General features: G+C 58.5%; 16 protein-coding genes. 6 read left to right on the top strand and 10 right to left on the bottom strand.

Translation table 11 applies throughout. The annotated features are described in order from the left end of the window. Nucleotides 1-116: 116 nt before the first annotated feature. Together ACCC96_RS03955 and ACCC96_RS03950 are read right to left on the bottom strand one after the other, a co-directional pair. Nucleotides 117-338: an FmdB family zinc ribbon protein gene (locus ACCC96_RS03955; protein ID WP_010457489.1), complete on the bottom strand. Its 222-nt coding sequence runs from the start codon at nucleotides 336-338 to the stop codon at nucleotides 117-119. Between the two features lie 136 nt (nucleotides 339-474). Beyond that, nucleotides 475-813, bottom strand: a complete 339-nt coding sequence (locus tag ACCC96_RS03950; RefSeq protein WP_111454753.1) for a ribbon-helix-helix domain-containing protein — start codon at nucleotides 811-813, stop codon at nucleotides 475-477. Between the two features lie 463 nt (nucleotides 814-1,276). On the opposite strand from ACCC96_RS03950, the gene ACCC96_RS03945 reads away from it, so the two are divergent. Continuing rightward, nucleotides 1,277-1,879: a cold-shock protein gene (locus ACCC96_RS03945; RefSeq protein WP_019651434.1), complete on the top strand. Its 603-nt coding sequence runs from the start codon at nucleotides 1,277-1,279 to the stop codon at nucleotides 1,877-1,879. Between the two features lie 61 nt (nucleotides 1,880-1,940). On the opposite strand, the gene ACCC96_RS03940 is transcribed toward ACCC96_RS03945, so the two are convergent. Both ACCC96_RS03940 and ACCC96_RS03935 read right to left on the bottom strand, forming a co-directional pair. Next, on the bottom strand, nucleotides 1,941-2,147 hold the full coding sequence (locus ACCC96_RS03940; RefSeq protein ID WP_413695049.1) for a SlyX family protein: 207 nt from the start codon (nucleotides 2,145-2,147) through the stop codon (nucleotides 1,941-1,943). Nucleotides 2,148-2,150: 3 nt separating this feature from the next. Next, complete coding sequence (locus ACCC96_RS03935; RefSeq protein WP_018926507.1) at nucleotides 2,151-2,576, bottom strand: HIT family protein; 426 nt, start codon at nucleotides 2,574-2,576, stop codon at nucleotides 2,151-2,153. Nucleotides 2,577-3,474: 898 nt separating this feature from the next. Here ACCC96_RS03935 and ACCC96_RS03930 point away from each other — a divergent pair. After that, nucleotides 3,475-4,803 (top strand): OprD family porin, encoded by a 1,329-nt coding sequence (locus tag ACCC96_RS03930; protein ID WP_413695048.1) that lies wholly within the window; start codon nucleotides 3,475-3,477, stop codon nucleotides 4,801-4,803. 142 nt (nucleotides 4,804-4,945) lie between these two features. Here ACCC96_RS03930 and ACCC96_RS03925 read toward each other — a convergent pair whose 3' ends face one another. Together ACCC96_RS03925 and ACCC96_RS03920 are read right to left on the bottom strand one after the other, a co-directional pair. Further along, the gene (locus ACCC96_RS03925; protein WP_019651431.1) at nucleotides 4,946-5,788 is read right to left on the bottom strand and encodes a mechanosensitive ion channel family protein; all 843 of its coding nucleotides are present in this window, start codon (nucleotides 5,786-5,788) and stop codon (nucleotides 4,946-4,948) included. Between the two features lie 136 nt (nucleotides 5,789-5,924). After that, nucleotides 5,925-6,410 carry a YajQ family cyclic di-GMP-binding protein gene (locus tag ACCC96_RS03920; RefSeq protein ID WP_018926510.1) on the bottom strand — a complete coding sequence of 162 codons (486 nt, stop codon included), beginning with the start codon at nucleotides 6,408-6,410 and terminating at the stop codon, nucleotides 5,925-5,927. A gap of 140 nt (nucleotides 6,411-6,550) precedes the next feature. Here ACCC96_RS03920 and ACCC96_RS03915 point away from each other — a divergent pair, with 140 nt between their 5' ends. The 3 genes from ACCC96_RS03915 to ACCC96_RS03905 are packed head-to-tail and all read left to right on the top strand — an operon-like array spanning nucleotide 6,551 to nucleotide 10,134. Continuing rightward, on the top strand, nucleotides 6,551-7,468 hold the full coding sequence (locus ACCC96_RS03915; protein ID WP_026346058.1) for a putative 2-dehydropantoate 2-reductase: 918 nt from the start codon (nucleotides 6,551-6,553) through the stop codon (nucleotides 7,466-7,468). A gap of 45 nt (nucleotides 7,469-7,513) precedes the next feature. After that, nucleotides 7,514-9,550, top strand: coding sequence for an ATP-binding protein (locus ACCC96_RS03910; protein WP_026346057.1), 2,037 nt, complete (start codon nucleotides 7,514-7,516; stop codon nucleotides 9,548-9,550). A 2-nt stretch (nucleotides 9,551-9,552) separates the two neighbouring features. Next, entirely contained in the window at nucleotides 9,553-10,134 is a 582-nt protein-coding gene (locus tag ACCC96_RS03905; protein ID WP_019581489.1) for a cob(I)yrinic acid a,c-diamide adenosyltransferase, read from the top strand. Nucleotides 10,135-10,184: 50 nt separating this feature from the next. Here ACCC96_RS03905 and ACCC96_RS03900 read toward each other — a convergent pair whose 3' ends face one another. From ACCC96_RS03900 to secA, 4 genes are all read right to left on the bottom strand, one after another. Next, entirely contained in the window at nucleotides 10,185-11,129 is a 945-nt protein-coding gene (locus ACCC96_RS03900; RefSeq protein WP_413695047.1) for a Nudix family hydrolase, read from the bottom strand. Further along, nucleotides 11,126-11,758: a glutathione S-transferase family protein gene (locus ACCC96_RS03895; RefSeq protein ID WP_413695046.1), complete on the bottom strand. Its 633-nt coding sequence runs from the start codon at nucleotides 11,756-11,758 to the stop codon at nucleotides 11,126-11,128. The genes ACCC96_RS03900 and ACCC96_RS03895 overlap by 4 nt, the downstream gene beginning before the upstream one ends. 98 nt (nucleotides 11,759-11,856) lie before the next feature. Further along, nucleotides 11,857-13,074: a bifunctional glutamate N-acetyltransferase/amino-acid acetyltransferase ArgJ gene (argJ, locus tag ACCC96_RS03890; RefSeq protein WP_019581492.1), complete on the bottom strand. Its 1,218-nt coding sequence runs from the start codon at nucleotides 13,072-13,074 to the stop codon at nucleotides 11,857-11,859. 122 nt (nucleotides 13,075-13,196) lie between these two features. After that, nucleotides 13,197-15,932 (bottom strand): preprotein translocase subunit SecA, encoded by a 2,736-nt coding sequence (gene secA / locus ACCC96_RS03885; RefSeq protein WP_413695045.1) that lies wholly within the window; start codon nucleotides 15,930-15,932, stop codon nucleotides 13,197-13,199. A gap of 307 nt (nucleotides 15,933-16,239) precedes the next feature. On the opposite strand from secA, the gene ACCC96_RS03880 reads away from it, so the two are divergent. Continuing rightward, nucleotides 16,240-16,695 (top strand): DUF721 domain-containing protein, encoded by a 456-nt coding sequence (locus ACCC96_RS03880; RefSeq protein ID WP_258672576.1) that lies wholly within the window; start codon nucleotides 16,240-16,242, stop codon nucleotides 16,693-16,695. Nucleotides 16,696-16,701: the final 6 nt, after the last annotated feature.

Below are 16,701 nucleotides of genomic sequence, written 5' to 3'. Positions count from 1 at the left end.
GGTTTCACTTCTCGTAATTCGAAATTCGGGTGGAGGTCTTGCCGCACCACCGCACTTGAATAAGGTGCCAGATGATGCAAGAGCTCGCGCGTGTCGTTCAACCCGGGCGCTAGACCCTAGTCAGCTTTGTCGCCACCGGCCAGATTTTTCTTGGAACCGGTCTTGAAGTCGGTTTCGTACCAGCCGGTGCCACTGAGGCGGAAACCGGGCATGGACAGCATCTTTTTAAGCTCTGGTGCCTGGCAGGCAGGGCAGTCGACCAGCGGTGCTGCGCTGATCTTTTGAATGGCTTCCAACTGATGACCACAGGAAGCACATTGGTAATCGTACATCGGCATGGGGGTTGTCTCGGCGATCAGATTGCTACCGCGCATGCAGGGCTTTGCGGCAAAGAGCGGGATTATATCCATTAAATGCAGCCTGTGCAGCCGTAAGACTGCACAGACCGACACTCGACTCATTCAGTTGCTCTCGCTAAGCCATGACGGGGCAACTGCCCTCCTTCAGGCTGTGCACGACGCAGACAACCCGCACCAGCCCGGTGAAGTTTTTCACCCCGCCATGGCGCAAGTGCACTTCGCGGTCCACATGGGACAACAGCGCACTGACCGAACAGCAATTGACCTTGGCCATGTCGCCCAAAATATCCCAATAGACCTGTTCAAGCCGCAAACAGGTCGCAAAACCATTCAAACGCACCGACCGGGATAAGGGCTGGGCCAGCCCCATATCGAATTCGCCGACAAGTGAATCAATCCTTATATCCTTGAGTGGACCGTTCCTCCCCTCGCCTTGCCTGTCTTCATGAACCATACCGTTGACACTCCTTTGTCATCCTTGCTGCTTGTAAAGGCCATATTCCGTTTCCTTATAAAAGCGCAGGCGCTACGGTATATCCAGATGACTTTATGACCATCAACGTAGGATAAGCCAACAACGGAGGGGCGATCATGGAGCTCGTCCTAGGCCGGACGATTTCCTACGAAAACTGACGCAACATCACTCAACGAAAAGGCGAAAGATCCGAGAAACACAGCGCACGAATAACACTCGGCAGCGTCATCCGCGCGCCATGCCAATGGAAGCGCCGCCGGACCGCCTGATTTGAGTAGCCGCAGGCTTTGCTGTTAAATAGGCAGTGTGTCGCTACCACCTATTTTCCGGGGGCTGCGCATAGGCTGATATCAGGTACGTGCCCAACGCCTCTTATTGTTCTGAAGCGAACCGTGCTCTATCAGCTCTTCCTTGTGATCCGTCTTAACGTGAGTTAATCAAAATGTTGAAAATCGTCCACCTGCTAATGGGCGCAGCAGCCCTGCTGCTGTCCTTCATCCCTAGCCTGCGATCCGAAGCGGTACCTTACCTGCAACAACCCGATGCGCTTTACCTGGCCTTTTTCGGCCTGCTCAACCTCACCCTTGCGCCTGTTATCCCTTACTGGAACAAAGGCCCGCGTCATCAATTGCAAAACCTGGTCAGCGCCTTGCTGGTTCTGGCTGTCGTACTGCAAACCCTGACGCTGATCGCCCCGATGCCTGTCATCGCCGGTCAACCTGCCGTTCTGTTCAGCCTGGTCGCTGCCCTGATCGCCGTATTCCTGCACCTGGCCATCAGTTTCTACAAATCTTCACCGGCCGCCGCCGCGCCAAGCTATGACATGAGCAACCGCGATACTGGCACCGTCAAATGGTTCAACACCTCCAAAGGCTTCGGCTTTATTTCCCGTGACTCCGGCGATGATATTTTCGTGCATTTCCGGGCGATTCGCGGTGAAGGCCACCGTGTTCTGGTAGAAGGCCAGCGCGTGGAGTTCTCTGTCATGAATCGTGACAAAGGCCTGCAAGCCGAAGATGTGATCGCCGCACTGCCGCGCCGCTGATTCAAGGCTAAAAAAAACCGCGAGCAGCCAGGCTGTTCGCGGTTTTTTTATGCCCTGCATTTCAGTAATGCGGCGGTGGAGCCTCTTCTTCGAAGGACTCGAACTGGCCGACCATTTCCTCCTGCCGCTTGAGCATCGCTGTCATTTGCAGCTGCAGACGCTCGACCACACGCTGCTGCGCCACCAGCACATCATTCAATGACTGGATGGTGTCATCCTGAAACGCCAGCCGGCTTTCCAGATCGGTAACGCGTTCGTCCAGGCTCATGATTCAGCCCTCCAGAAACTTGAAATCGTCGGTCAACACCAGACGCAGTCGTTCGCGAATCGTCGCGATCTGCTCTGGACTGTATGGCTTGGCCTCCTGTTTGCCCCAGATCGGGGCTGGCCAGGCGGCGTCCTCGCGCTTGCGCACAATCACATGCATGTGCAACTGATTGACGACGTTACCCAGGGCCGCGACGTTCAACTTGTCCGCGTCGAACGAGTCCTTGAGGATTTCCGCCAGCTCAGTCGTTTCGCGCCACAGCTGCTGTTGATCTGCGCCATCCAGCTGAAATATTTCACTGATATCCTCGCGGCGTGGCACGAGGATGAACCAGGGGTAATTCGAATCATTGGACAACAGTAACCGGCAGAGCGGGAAATCGCCGATTGGCAACGTGTCTTGTTGAAGTCGTGGATCTAAAGCGAACACAGCGCACACTCCCCTCTGGTCATCTTTTTTCAGCTTAGTGCCCCTACCGAAAGACGGCGCACCAAGCGACAGGACGGCAGCATACCTGCGAACGCCACACGCTTCACGATGAACTGCCGCCGGCACCGCCCTCCGGGCGCCCCGACATGAGCCATTTTGATCCGGGACGCACCATGACGGCCCCGGCCACCACAGAAAAAAAGCCGAAATGCCCCATAGATAACGAGCGGATCGAACCCACGGCAAAGCGACAATGTGTGAATTCAGTACAGAAAATAAAATTTTTTGCACCAAAACCGCACAACGCGTCTACGCTCAGTGCGTCAGCATCCGCCAATTACTCACTGGCGGGGTGAACCGGTAACGTTTTTGGTTGTCACCCCCGCAACGCCGATGTGGTAACCACGATGCAAAGCATGGCGTCAAGCCTAAGAAAAACGAGCTTGAACCCCCCGGTTTTATGAGGCTTTAACAGCAACAGGCAGGCTTTCAGAAAAAAACAGCAACAGAATTCTGGTTTGTGCACGCTTGTTGCATTAACACCCGTATCGTCTATAAGCGCTCCGCTGGAAGTGGAAGCCTGAAGACCAATAAAAACAGTGGCAGGGTTGCCCGATGGAGATTCAAGTGCAGGACCAAGGACTCTTTTTTACCGATGCTCAAGCCCTGGAAAACAGCGCTGAAGTTGTCAGTCCGATTGTGTCGGGATTGTGAATTTGCGACATTGATCAAGCCATTTGCGACAGGGTCGTAAAGAAGCTGAAAGGTTAGATGCGCAAGTATCGCCAATAGGGTCGGCGTGATATAAGTTTGCGCCGACACAAAAAGAAAGAGCCGCCCAGATAATAAAACAGGTGGGACGGCAGTACTCTTCTAAAAACCAAAGGAGCAAATCACGATGCGCGTGATGAAGTGGAGCATGATCGCACTGGCAGTTGCAGCAGCAGCCAGTACTCAGTTGGCAGTAGCCGCACCTTTCGTAAGCGACCAGGCAGAAGCCAAAGGTTTTGTTGAAGACAGCAAGCTCGACTTGCTGGTTCGCAACTACTACTACAACCGTAACAAGAAAGACGGCGCCGTCGATGACAAAGACTGGACCCAGGGCATCCAGGGCATGTACAGCTCGGGCTACACCCAAGGTACTGTCGGTGTTGGCGTTGAAGCTTGGGGCCAACTGGCCATTAAGCTGGACGGTTCCGACAAGTATTCGGGTACCGGCAACATGCCCGTGGGCAATGATGGCGAGGTCGAAAACAACCAGGGCAAAGCCGGCGCTGCCGCCAAGTTCCGCATCTCCAAGACCGAGCTGAAAATCGGCGACATGCAGCCAAGCACCTCTCCGGTGTTCGCTGTAGGCGGTTCCCGCATCCTTCACCAAACCGCCAGCGGTCTCCAACTGCAGAGCAGCGAAGTCAAAGACCTTGACCTCGAAGCCGGTCACTTCTACTCGGCGACCAGCCAGGACCGAAATGCCCGTGATGGCGACCTGTGGGCAACCTACGCTGGCGTGAAAGCCAACTCCATCGACTACTTCGGTGGCAAGTACGGCATTACCCCAGACCTGAGCGTGTCGCTCTACGGTGCCAAGCTCGAAGACATCTGGAACCAGTACTACGCCAACGCGAACTACACCCTCGCATTGGGTGGCGATCAGTCGATCAACTTCGACGGTAACATCTACAACACCAGGGACACTGGTAGCGCTAAAGCAGGCGAAATCAATAACACCGCCTACTCCCTCGCTGCTGCTTTCTCGTTCCTGAAGGCTCACACCATCACCCTGGGCTTCCAGAAAGTGAATGGCGATACTCCGTTCGACTATATCGGCGTGGGTAAAAACAACCGCGGTGGCGACTCGATCTTCCTCGCCAACTCCATCCAGTACTCCGACTTCAACGCCCCTGGCGAGAAATCGGTACAGGCCCGTTACGACCTGAAAATGGCCGAATACGGCGTACCTGGTCTGAGCTTCATGACCCGTTACGTGAAAGGTTGGGACATCGACGGCACCAACACTCCAGCAGGCAGCCCTTACGCTGGCCTGTACGGTGCAGACGGTAAACATCACGAAACCAACGTGGAAGTTAAATACGTAATTCAGTCCGGCCCAGCTAAAGATCTGTCGTTCCGCATCCGTCAAGCATGGCACACCGCCAACGCAGACGAAGGCGAAGGCGATATCTCTGAGTTCCGCCTGATCACCGACTACCCGCTCAACATTCTGTAATTGCAGAAAGTTAGTTCGCGGTAATCAAAAAAAGGCCCATCTTCGGATGGGCCTTTTTTATTGGCTACAGCATTGTGTTTAAAGGATCGGGGCTCACAAAATATTTGACCAAAAGGTCAGACATTAGTTGATCGACTGATCCTTATACCGCCGCCGATTCCTGCACCACGCGAATAACCCGCTGCGGAAATGGAATATCGATGCCGGCAGTCTTCAAGCGATCGCGCGAATGCTCATTAAACATGAACATCACATTCCAATAGTCAGCGGTTTTCACCCACACGCGCAGGGAAACAGTAATCGAACTGTCGCCCAGTGTGGAAATCACCGCTTCCGGTGCCGGCTCAGCCAATACTCGCGGATCCTTGGCCAGCTCCAGCAACACTTCACGGGCCTTCTGCAAGTCCGCCTCGTAAGCCACACCCACATCAAATACTACTTTGCGGGTCGGTTGACGGTTGGTGTTGGTGATGATGCCGTTCGACAGATTACCGTTAGGCACGATGATGGTTTTGTTATCGCCAGTGCGCAGTACGGTGTGGAAGATCTGGATGCTGTCGACAGTACCGGCAACACCTTGGGCTTCGATCCAGTCACCGATACGGAACGGACGGAACAACAGAATCAGCACGCCGCCGGCGAAGTTCGCCAGGCTGCCCTGCAAGGCCAGACCGATGGCCAGGCCGGCCGCACCGATAGCCGCGACGAAGGAGGTGGTTTCCACACCGATCATCGACGCCACGCTGACGATCAACAGCACCTTGAGGATGATGTTCGCCAGGCTGCTGATGAAGCCTTGCAGCGCCAGGTCGGCGTTGCGCAACGCCAACAGGCCGCCCAGTTTTTGCGTGACTTTGTTGATCAGCCACCAGCCAATGGCCAGGGTGATCACCGCCAGCAACACGCGGCTGCCATATTCCATGATCATCGGAATCCAGGCTTGAGACGCCTTGACCAGGTTGTCCACTTCAGTATTCAAATCCATCTACTTTCTCCTGATTTCCGGCTACCCGGCACGCAAAAAATGAGCGGCAGAAAGACCGAACCCATAAGGCTCGGTCGTTTCTGCCGTTGCTTGGGCCTCGGACGTCGAAATCGCCGAGAGGTTCCCGCTTGAAAGATCAGTCGCGAAAGTTATTGAACTGCAGCGGCATGTCGAAAGTCTTGGCACGCAGGGCGGCGATGGCTTCCTGCAGATCGTCACGCTTTTTACCGGTGATGCGCACCTGCTCACCCTGAATGGCAGCCTGGACCTTGAGCTTGGCATCTTTGACGTGGGCGACAATTTTCTTCGCCAGCTCTTTGTCGATGCCTTCCTTGAGGACCGCTTCCTGCTTCATCAGCTTGCCCGACGCATAGGCATCCTTGACTTCAAGGCATTGCACGTCGATCTTGCGCTTGACCAGGGCCAGCTTGAGGATCTCGATCATCGCTTCGAGCTGGAAATCGGCTTCAGCGGTCAGGTTGACGGTCAGGTCTTTTTCCTTGAACTCGAAGCTGCCCTTGCCTTTCAGGTCATAACGACGATCGAGTTCCTTGACGGCGTTCTCGACCGCGTTGGTGACTTCGTGTTTGTCCAGTTCGGATACCACGTCGAACGACGGCATGTAATTTCTCCAATAAAAAGGCGCGCTCGATAACGATGGAGCGCGCTTGGCTTGCGGTTAAAATCGGGCTCATTATAACGGGTCTTTTCCAACCGATACTGCGAGCCTCACATGCCAGCATCAAACCGAGCAAAAAGCTGATGTCGACCCCTTGGCACGTTCTGGGTGCCGGCAGCCTCGGCACGTTGTGGGCCACCCGTCTGGCACGGGCCTCAGTGCCGGTCAGGCTGATCGTACGGGACGCGGCCCGCCTGCAGGCCTATCAGGCGGCGGGCGGGCTGACGCTGGTCGAGCACGGCGAAGCGCAGCTGTACCCGGTGCCCGGCGAAACAGCCGACAGCGACGGGCCGATCAGCCGTCTGCTGGTGGCCTGTAAAGCCTATGACGCCGTAACAGCCGTGGCCCAGCTCGCCCACCGCCTGACACCGGACGCCGAACTGATCCTTTTGCAAAACGGCCTTGGCAGCCAGGACGCCGTCGCCGCGCAAGTCCCGCATGCCCGCTGCATCTTCGCTTCCAGTACCGAAGGCGCGTTTCGCGATGGCGACTGGCGCGTGGTGTTTGCCGGTCATGGTTACACCTGGCTGGGAGATGCCGGCCATCCGGTGGCACCGTTCTGGCTGGAGGACTTGAGCGACGCCGGCATCCCCCATGAGTGGAGCACCGACATTCTCACCAGGCTGTGGCGCAAGCTGGCGCTCAATTGTGCGATCAACCCGTTGACCGTCCTGCACGAATGCCGCAACGGCGGTTTGCAGCAACATCAGTGCGAAGTGGCCACCCTGTGCGCCGAACTCACCGAACTGCTGGAGCGCTGCGGCCAGCCGGCGGCAGCCGAAAACCTCCGGGAGGAAGTCGAACGGGTGATCAAGGCGACCGCGACCAATTTCTCCTCGATGTACCAGGATGTCGCCAATCAACGCCGCACCGAAATCAGCTACCTGTTGGGCCATGCCTGCAAAGTTGCGTCGCGGCATCAGTTGAACCTGCCCCACCTCAATCAATTGCAGCAGCGCTTGATCGCTCATCTGCACAGCCTTGGATTGCCCAGCGACTGAGCAGCGGCTACGCTGGCCACTTGTTCCTTTTCAGCGATGAACCTGATGCCATTGCGCCAGCGCCTTGAAAACCTTCCGGTCGGCCAGAAACTGCTGGCCGCCCTGCTGGTGCTGTTGACCACCGTTTTGCTGGTCGCCAACCTGACCTTTATCAGTGCCGCGTATTACATCTCCCAGGAAAGCATGGCCCCCCAGGCCCTGCAGACCATCGGCCGACTGGTGTCCAACCCGAGCCTGGTGTCCGACGCCCTGAAGTCGCCGCAAAACGCCGAACGCCTGCTCAACGAACTCAACAGTTATTCACCATTGCGTGCGGCAGCCCTTTACGACGGCACGGGTACGCGTCTGGCGCAGCTGCAACACGGCGACACGCTGAACCTGCCAGAACACTACCGACACCTCGAAGCCTGGCAAGCCACGGAGTTTCGCAGCAATCAAGTGATCACCCTGCCCCGCCCCGGCACCGCTCCCGGGCATTTGCTGCTGGTGGCCAGCAGCGAATTGCCGATGGCGTTCTACACCGGGACCCTGACCGCCAGCCTGGGGATTCTGATCTTCAGCGTGCTGTTGTGGCTGGTGATCGCCCGGCAGATCAAACGCCTGATTACCCGCCCCATCCATCAGCTCGAAGAGCTGTCCCGGCAAGTCACCCGGGAAGAGAACTACGCCCTGCGCGCCTCTCGCGGCAACCACGATGAAATCGGCAGCCTCGCCGAAGCGTTCAACACCATGCTCTCGCGCATCGAGGCCCGAGAGCAGCAGCTCAAGCGTGCCCGCGACGATTCCCAGGCGGCTTACGACCAGGCCCAAGGGCTGGCCGAAGAAACCCGTCACACCAACCGCAAGCTGGAACTGGAAGTTCAGGTGCGGAGCAAGATCGAGAAAAAACTCACCGGTTTTCAGAACTACCTCAACAGCATCATCGACTCCATGCCGTCGGCACTGATCGCCCTCGACGAGCAGCTTTACGTGACCCAATGGAATCAGGAGGCCAGCGCCCTGTCCGGCACGCGCCTGGACGAAGCCTTGAACCAGCCGATCTTTCTCGCCTTCAAACCCCTCAAGCCATTCCTGCCGCAGCTCAAGCAAACCGTCGAGCAGCATACGGTGGCCAAGATCGAACGCGTTACCTGGCCCAAGGACGACGAACCCCGGCATTACGCCCTGACGTTCTACCCGTTGATGGGCGGTGCCGGACGTGGCGTGGTCATCCGGATCGACGACATCACCCAGCGTCTGTCCCTGGAAGAGATGATGGTGCAGTCGGAAAAAATGCTCTCGGTCGGCGGCCTCGCCGCCGGTATGGCCCATGAGATCAACAACCCGCTGGGCGCAATCCTGCACAACGTGCAGAACATTCGTCGACGTCTGTCCCCCGACCTGCCGAAGAACCTCGAACAGGCCGAGCAAATGGGCATCGAACTGGAAACGGTCAATAAGTACCTGAAAGCGCGTGAAGTACCGCAGCTGCTCGATGGCATTCAGCAGGCTGGCGCGCGGGCGGCGAAGATCGTGACCCACATGCTCAGCTTCAGCCGCCGCAGCACTCGGCAAATGGCGCCATGCGACCTGCCGGCACTGATCGATCAAGCGGTGGAAATCGCCGGCAACGACTTCGACCTGGCCATTGGCTTCGACTTCAAGGGCCAGGCGATCATTCGCCAGTTCGATCCGGCGCTGGGCCCGGTACCCGGCACCGCCAACGAACTGGAGCAGGTGCTGCTCAACCTGCTGAAAAACGCCGCGCAAGCCATTCACCAGCGTACAGACGACCGCGAACCGGGGCGGATCATTCTGCGTACAAAACTGAATCCGCCGTGGGCGGAAATCCAGGTCGAGGACAACGGCATCGGCATGAGCGAAAGCGTGCGCAAACGCACGTTCGAACCGTTCTTCACCACCAAGGAAATCGGTCAGGGCACCGGCCTTGGGCTCTCGGTCTCGTATTTCATCATCACCAACAACCATAAAGGCCAGATGGAAGTGCAATCGACGCTGGGCCAAGGCACCTGTTTCACCTTGCGCCTGCCTTTGTCGGGCACTGCGGTGAACTCTCAAGAACTCAATCAGCTGTCGAGGTAACCATGGGCTTTCGTTTGTCGAAGATTTACACCCGCACCGGCGACAAAGGCGAAACCGGGCTTGGCGACGGCCGCCGGGTGCCCAAGGACCATCCGCGAATCGAGGCCATTGGCGAGGTCGATACGCTAAACAGCCAGGTGGGCGTGCTGTTGGCCGGATTGGCGGCGCAAAGTGGCGAGTTTCCCGGGCTTGGCGAAGTGATCGAGGTATTGGCGCCCTGCCAGCATCGGTTGTTCGACCTCGGTGGCGAACTGGCCATGCCGGTGTATCAGGCACTGAACACGGCAGAAATCGAACGACTGGAAGCGGCCATTGATGTGTGGAATGAAGAACTGGGGCCGCTGGAGAATTTCATTCTGCCCGGCGGTTCGGCGCTGATTGCCCAGGCCCACGTGTGCCGCAGCCTGGCGCGTAGTGCCGAACGCCGTTGTCAGCAGTTGAATGCGATCGAACCGTTGGCCGGGGTGGGCCTGGCGTATATCAATCGGTTGTCGGATTTGTTGTTTGTGGCGGCACGGTTGATTGCCAAGCGCCAGGGGATTGCCGAGATTTTATGGCAGCCTGCGGCGAAACCTTCAAACTGATCGACTGATCATTCCCACGCGGAGCGTGGGAATGATCACAGCACTGCAAATCAAGCCTCAGGCCAGAACGCCCGAATTCCCGCCACACCCTGCGCGCCCGCTTCCCAGGCTTTCTGCCGCTCTACCGGGCCAACCCCACCCAGCAAAAACACCGGTTTGCTGAAGCCTTCGATCAGGGTCGACGCCTGCTCCCAACCCAATGGCTGAGCATCCGGGTGCGTCTGGGTCGGTTGCACCGGCGACAGGGTCACAAAGTCCACGCCCATCTGCTCGGCCAACGCCAGTTCTTCAGCGTTGTGGCAGGACGCCGCCAACCAGCGTGACGCCGGTAGCGGTCGGCCGGCCGCCGCGTACTTGCGCAACTGCGCGGCAGTGATGTGCCAACCGGCAGACGGGAAGTCCCCCAGCCATTCAAACGCCCCCTTGATCATCAACTGCGCCTTGCCGGCACACAGCCCCGCCGCGTCCACCGCCAGATCGCGGTATTGCGGGTCGTAACCATTGGGCGCACGCAACTGAATCAGCTTGATGCCGCCAGCGATGGCTTTCTGGATACCGCGCAGCAAGGCCGGGGTTTCCAGGCCATCCGGGGTGATCAGGTATTCGCCGGGCAAGCGTGCAGCCGCGACGATCGGCTGGTTGGCCGCCGGAAACTCGTAGTCCAGCAGTTCCCGCGCAGTCACCCAGGCCAAAGGCTGGCCTTCGGCACCATGGGGTTCGCCGGTAAATGCCGAGACTTCCCAGACATCCAGCAACACCTGCTTGTCCGGGTAGTCGTGGCGAACCTTGATCAACGGTCGCGCGGTATTGACCACGATGCCCAACTCTTCGTGAAGCTCGCGGGCCAGGGCGATTTCGACGGATTCGTTATCCTCGACCTTGCCACCGGGGAACTCCCACAAGCCGCCCTGATGCTGGGTGTCGGCACGCCGAGCGATGAGGATCTTGCCGTTGCTATCGCGGATAACCGCCGCGGCCACGTGTACTCGTTTCACTGCCCGACCTCCTCCAGACCTGCCTTCTGCCAGGCCTTGAAAGCTGGCCATTGGTAAATGGTTTCGACATAGGCTGCATCGACCTCGGGCAGCTTCACTTGATAGGTGCGCAGGCGGACGGCGATCGGTGCGAAAAACGCATCGGCCAGGGTCGCGCCACCAAACAGGAACGGGCCGGCTTCAGTCGCGGCCGCACGACATTCAGCCCACAACGCCAGCATGCGCTCGATCTCGGCCTGAACGTCAGGCGGAGTCGGCGACAGAGGCGCATTGTGGCTCAGGTCGAACGGCATGTTGCCGCGCATGGCGAAGAAACCGCTGTGCATCTGCGCGCAAGCCGAACGCGCCTGGGCTCGGGCGGCGGTGTCTTTGGGCCAGAGGCCGGCATCGGGGAATTGCTCGGCCAGGTACTCGGCAATCGCCAGCGAATCGGCGATGGTGCCGTGTTCGCTTTTCAGCAGCGGGACTTTCCCGGTCGGCGAATGCTTGAGCACGCGTGCGCGGGTATCCGGCTGGTTCAGCTTGATCAGTTCTTCGGTGTGGGACGCGCCGGTCAGGTCGAGGGCCAGCGCGGCGCGCAGGGACCAGGAAGAATACAGTTTGTCGCCGATGATCAGGTGAAGGCTCATGTTCGGGACCTTTAGATGAGGGGTACAGACCAGAATCTCTAGCGTCTGGTTGTCCGACATCGCGGGCAAGCCTTGCCCGCGATGGGAGCAATTCGATCTTACGTACGGTATTCGGCGTTGATCTTCACGTATTCGTGGGACAGGTCGGTGGTCCAGATGGTTTCGCTGCAATCGCCGCGACCCAGCTCGATGCGGATGGTGATTTCTTCCTGCTGCATCACCGCCGCGCCCTGGGCTTCGGTGTAGGTGGCAGAACGCGCGCCACGGCTGGCGATGCACACCTCGCCAAGGAATACGTCGATCTTGCTCACGTCCAGGTTCGGTACACCGGCACGGCCTACAGCGGCCAAGATGCGGCCCCAGTTCGGATCGGAGGCGAACAGCGCAGTCTTGATCAGCGGCGAGTGGGCTACGGTGTAACCGACGTCCAGGCATTCCTGGTGATTGCCGCCGCCGTTGACTTCAACGGTGACGAACTTGGTCGCGCCTTCGCCGTCACGCACGATGGCCTGGGCCACGTCCATGCACACTTCGAATACCGCTTGTTTCAACTTGGCGAACAGCTCGCCTTCGGCACGGGTGATTTCCGGCAGTGCGGCCTTGCCGGTGGCGATCAGCATGCAGCAGTCATTGGTCGAGGTGTCGCCGTCGATGGTGATGCGGTTGAACGACTTGTTGGCACCGTCCAGCAGCAGGTTTTGCAGCACCTCGCGGGAGACTTTGGCGTCGGTGGCGATGTAACCGAGCATGGTCGCCATGTTCGGGCGAATCATGCCCGCGCCTTTGCTGATGCCGGTGACGGTGATGGTCACGCCGTCATGCTGGAACTGGCGGCTCGCGCCCTTGGGCAGGGTGTCGGTGGTCATGATGCCGGTGGCGGCAGCTTCCCAGTTGTTTTCCGACAAGTCATCGAGGGCGGCTTGCAACGCGCCTTCGATTTTCTCGACCGGCAGCGGTTCGCCGATCACGCCGGTGGAATACGGCAGCACCAGGCTGGCATCGACGCCGGTCAGCTCGGCCAGCTTGGCGCAGGTGCGCTCGGCGGCGGCCAGGCCTGGTTCGCCGGTGCCGGCGTTGGCATTGCCGGTGTTGGTCAGCAGGTAACGTACCGGGCCTTGCACGCGTTGCTTGGCCAGGATCACGGGAGCGGCGCAAAAGGCGTTCAGGGTGAACACGCCCGCCACTGTGGAACCTTCGGCACAGCGCATGACCACGACATCCTTGCGCCCCGGGCGCTTGATACCGGCCGAGGCGATACCGAGTTCAAAACCGGCAACCGGGTGCAACGTTGGCAAAGGACCAAGACCAACAGCCATGAATGCGCTCCTTAAAAAATGTTGTCTGCACCGTCATTGCGATAGACGGTGGTTTGAATGGCAAAACGCCGCGACGGCAGAAGCCGGTCGCGGCGCGGGTATTTCAGCGTTTGAAACGGGTTTTACTGGATCTGCCCGTGGCAATGCTTGAACTTCTTGCCCGAGCCGCAGTAGCACAGCTCGTTGCGGCCCAGCTTCTGCTCGTTGCGTACCGGTGCGGTGGCGAGAGCAACATCGATCTCTTCACCCAACACTTCCGGTTGCTCCAGGCCAGGCGCTTCGTCGTGCTGGAACTGCATGCGCGCAGCCAGCGCCTCGGCTTCCTGACGCAGACGTTGCTCTTCGGCTTCCGGATCTTCGCGGCGCACCTGAACGTGCGACAGCACACGAATCGAGTCGCGCTTGATCGAATCCAGCAGCTCGGAGAACAAGGTGAAGGACTCGCGCTTGTACTCTTGCTTCGGGTTCTTCTGCGCATAACCACGCAAGTGGATGCCGTGACGCAGGTGATCCATGGTCGACAGGTGGTCTTTCCACAGGTCGTCGAGCACGCGCAGTACGATTTGCTTCTCGAAGGAGCGCAGTGCTTCGGCACCGGCCTGGTCTTCTTTCTCGTTGTACGCGGCGATCAGTTCGTTCAGCAGCTTCTCGCGCAGGGTTTCTTCGTACAGGTGGTCGTCTTCGTCGAGCCATTGCTGGATCGGCAGCGCCACACCGAAGTCGCTCTGCAACGCCGCTTCCAGACCGGACACGTCCCACTGCTCAGGCAGCGATTGTGGCGGAATGTGTGCGCTGACGGTCGCGTTGAGCACGTCCTGACGGAAATCGGCAATGGTTTCGCCAATGTTGTCAGCGGCCAACAAACTGTTACGCATGTGATAGATCACTTTACGTTGTTCGTTGTTGACGTCGTCGAACTCAAGCAGTTGCTTACGGATATCGAAGTTGCGGCCTTCAACCTTGCGCTGAGCCTTCTCGATGGCGTTGGTCACCATGCGGTGTTCAATCGCTTCACCGGACTGCATGCCCAGCGCCTTCATGAAGTTCTTCACCCGGTCAGAGGCAAAGATGCGCATCAGGCTGTCTTCCAGCGACAGGTAGAAACGGCTGGAACCGGCGTCGCCCTGACGACCGGCACGACCGCGCAACTGGTTGTCGATACGGCGCGATTCGTGACGCTCGGAAGCGATCACCTGCAAGCCGCCCGACTCCAGCACTTGCTGGTGACGTTTCTGCCAGTCGGCCTTGATCTGGGCAATCTGCTCAGGGGTCGGGTCTTCCAGCGAAGCCACTTCCACTTCCCAGTTACCGCCCAACAGGATGTCGGTACCACGACCGGCCATGTTGGTGGCGATGGTCAGTGCACCCGGACGACCGGCCTGAGCGATGATTTCGGCTTCTTTTTCGTGGAACTTGGCGTTCAGAACCTTGTGTTCGATGCCTTCCTTCTGGAGCAGACCGGACATGTGCTCGGACGTTTCGATGGTGGCGGTACCCACCAGCACCGGACGGCCCTGAGCCATGCACTCCTTGATGTCGCCGATGATCGCCGCGTATTTCTCTTCGGCGGTCAGGAACACCAGGTCGTTGTAGTCTTTACGCGCCAACGGCTTGTTCGGCGGGATGACCATGACCTGCAGGCCATAGATCTGATGGAATTCGAACGCTTCGGTGTCCGCGGTACCGGTCATGCCGGACAGCTTGTTGTACAGACGGAAGTAGTTCTGGAACGTGGTCGATGCCAGGGTCTGGCTCTCGGCCTGGATGTTCAGGTTTTCCTTGGCTTCGATGGCCTGGTGCAGACCTTCGGACAAACGGCGACCCGGCATGGTACGACCGGTGTGTTCGTCGACCAGTACAACCTGACCGTCCTGCACGATGTATTCGACGTTGCGATTGAACAGTTTGTGCGCACGCAGGCCGGCATAGACGTGAGTCAGCAGGCCCAGGTTATGCGCCGAGTACAGGCTCTCGCCTTCAGCCAGCAGGCCGACGCGGGTGAGCATGTCTTCGATGAACTGGTGACCGGCTTCGTTGAGTTCGACCTGACGGGTCTTCTCGTCGACGGTGTAGTGGCCGGCCTTGGTGACTTCGCCTTCGACTTCTTCGACGTGCAATTCAAGCTGCGGGATCAGTTTGTTGATCTCGATATACAGCTTGGAGCTGTCCTCGGCCTGACCGGAGATGATCAGCGGGGTACGGGCTTCGTCGATGAGGATGGAGTCGACTTCGTCGATCACGGCAAAATTGAGTTCGCGCTGGAATTTTTCTTCCATGCTGAACGCCATGTTGTCGCGCAGGTAGTCGAAACCGAATTCGTTGTTGGTGCCGTAGGTGATGTCGGCGGCGTAAGCGGCGCGCTTCTCTTCCGGCGGCTGGAATGGCGTGACCACGCCGACCGTCATACCGAGGAATTCGTAGAGCGGACGCATCCAGTTGGCGTCACGACGGGCCAGGTAGTCGTTCACCGTCACAACGTGCACGCCCTTGCCGGACAGCGCGTTGAGGTAAACGCCCAGTGTTGCCACCAGGGTCTTGCCTTCACCGGTACGCATTTCCGCGATCATGCCTTCATGCAAGGTCATGCCGCCGATCAGCTGGACATCGAAGTGGCGCATACCCATGACGCGCTTACCGGCTTCGCGGGCGACCGCAAAGGCTTCTGGCAGCAGCTTGTCGAGGGTTTCCCCTTTGGCGAGGCGGGCCTTGAACTCGTTGGTCTTGGCACGCAATTGATCGTCCGAAAGGGCCACCATTTGCTCTTCGAAGGCATTGACGAGCTGCACCGTCTTGAGCATGCGTTTGACTTCACGCTCGTTCTTGCTTCCAAAAAGTTTCTTTAACAAAGGCGCAAACATATCGGCAGGATCTTCCACACTAAAGGGATGGAGGGCGGCCCCGTGAGTCGCCCGTGCAGCCCTCATGGCCGCATGCGAACGAGCATTCTACCCGGAAACGATGGTGAGGAAAGTGGCGTTATTCCACGATGCATGCACTGCGCTGTGACGGGGCTCACTTAAAATAAGGGCTTTTTGCTGAACTTCAACCCATTGAGGGTACAAGTTACTCGTTGATTTAATGGGTAAAGCGCTCGTAAAGCAATGGGTCAGGACCAGCGGGTGCTTTCTGTTACCATGGCCATTCTGTTACTTCAGGTGTTCGATCATGGCATTTCGCCCTCTCACGGCCAGAGCACCCGCCGTTCTGCTTCGCGAAGCCAAACCGCTGAAAGCCATCTTTGGCCACGCTCAACGCCTGGGTCATTTGCAACGCCTGGTGGAAAGCCAGCTGCAACCGGCCGCCCGCGAGCATTGCCATGTGGCGTCGTGGCGCGAAGGCAGTTTATTGCTGATTGTCACCGACGGTCACTGGGCCACCCGCCTGCGTTATCAACAAAAGCGTCTGCAACGCCAGTTACAGCTGTTCGACGAGTTCGCCAGCCTGACGCGGATCCTGTTCAAGGTGCAGCCACCGACCGTTCAGCAAGGAGCGGCTGGGCATACCATGGATTTGTCGACGGATGCCGCGGCGACCATTCAGGCGACGGCTGACGGGATTACCGACCCGAATCTAAGGGCAGCGCTGGAGCGGTTGGCGGCGCACGCCAAGCCCAAGGTTTAAAAGCAA

Origin of the sequence: Pseudomonas sp. Pseusp11 (genome assembly GCF_047304405.1) — a bacterium.
Lineage (GTDB): Bacteria > Pseudomonadota > Gammaproteobacteria > Pseudomonadales > Pseudomonadaceae > Aquipseudomonas.
The sequence above is the reverse complement of the archived record's forward strand: the minus strand, read 5'-3'. Positions and strand labels throughout refer to the sequence as shown.

What these genes read in the sequence shown, in the direction of transcription:
- ACCC96_RS03945 (WP_019651434.1), top strand. Translation starts at nt 1,277, where the DNA reads ATGTTGAAAATCGTCCACCTGCTAATGGGCGCAGCAGCCCTGCTGCTG.
- ACCC96_RS03920 (WP_018926510.1), bottom strand. Translation starts at nt 6,410, where the DNA reads ATGCCGTCGTTCGACGTGGTATCCGAACTGGACAAACACGAAGTCACC.
- ACCC96_RS03925 (WP_019651431.1), bottom strand. Translation starts at nt 5,788, where the DNA reads ATGGATTTGAATACTGAAGTGGACAACCTGGTCAAGGCGTCTCAAGCC.
- ACCC96_RS03905 (WP_019581489.1), top strand. Translation starts at nt 9,553, where the DNA reads ATGGGCTTTCGTTTGTCGAAGATTTACACCCGCACCGGCGACAAAGGC.
- ACCC96_RS03940 (WP_413695049.1), bottom strand. Translation starts at nt 2,147, where the DNA reads ATGAGCCTGGACGAACGCGTTACCGATCTGGAAAGCCGGCTGGCGTTT.
- ACCC96_RS03955 (WP_010457489.1), bottom strand. Translation starts at nt 338, where the DNA reads ATGCCGATGTACGATTACCAATGTGCTTCCTGTGGTCATCAGTTGGAA.
- secA (WP_413695045.1), bottom strand. Translation starts at nt 15,932, where the DNA reads ATGTTTGCGCCTTTGTTAAAGAAACTTTTTGGAAGCAAGAACGAGCGT.
- ACCC96_RS03880 (WP_258672576.1), top strand. Translation starts at nt 16,240, where the DNA reads ATGGCATTTCGCCCTCTCACGGCCAGAGCACCCGCCGTTCTGCTTCGC.
- ACCC96_RS03950 (WP_111454753.1), bottom strand. Translation starts at nt 813, where the DNA reads ATGGTTCATGAAGACAGGCAAGGCGAGGGGAGGAACGGTCCACTCAAG.
- ACCC96_RS03910 (WP_026346057.1), top strand. Translation starts at nt 7,514, where the DNA reads ATGCCATTGCGCCAGCGCCTTGAAAACCTTCCGGTCGGCCAGAAACTG.
- argJ (WP_019581492.1), bottom strand. Translation starts at nt 13,074, where the DNA reads ATGGCTGTTGGTCTTGGTCCTTTGCCAACGTTGCACCCGGTTGCCGGT.
- ACCC96_RS03930 (WP_413695048.1), top strand. Translation starts at nt 3,475, where the DNA reads ATGCGCGTGATGAAGTGGAGCATGATCGCACTGGCAGTTGCAGCAGCA.
- ACCC96_RS03915 (WP_026346058.1), top strand. Translation starts at nt 6,551, where the DNA reads ATGTCGACCCCTTGGCACGTTCTGGGTGCCGGCAGCCTCGGCACGTTG.
- ACCC96_RS03895 (WP_413695046.1), bottom strand. Translation starts at nt 11,758, where the DNA reads ATGAGCCTTCACCTGATCATCGGCGACAAACTGTATTCTTCCTGGTCC.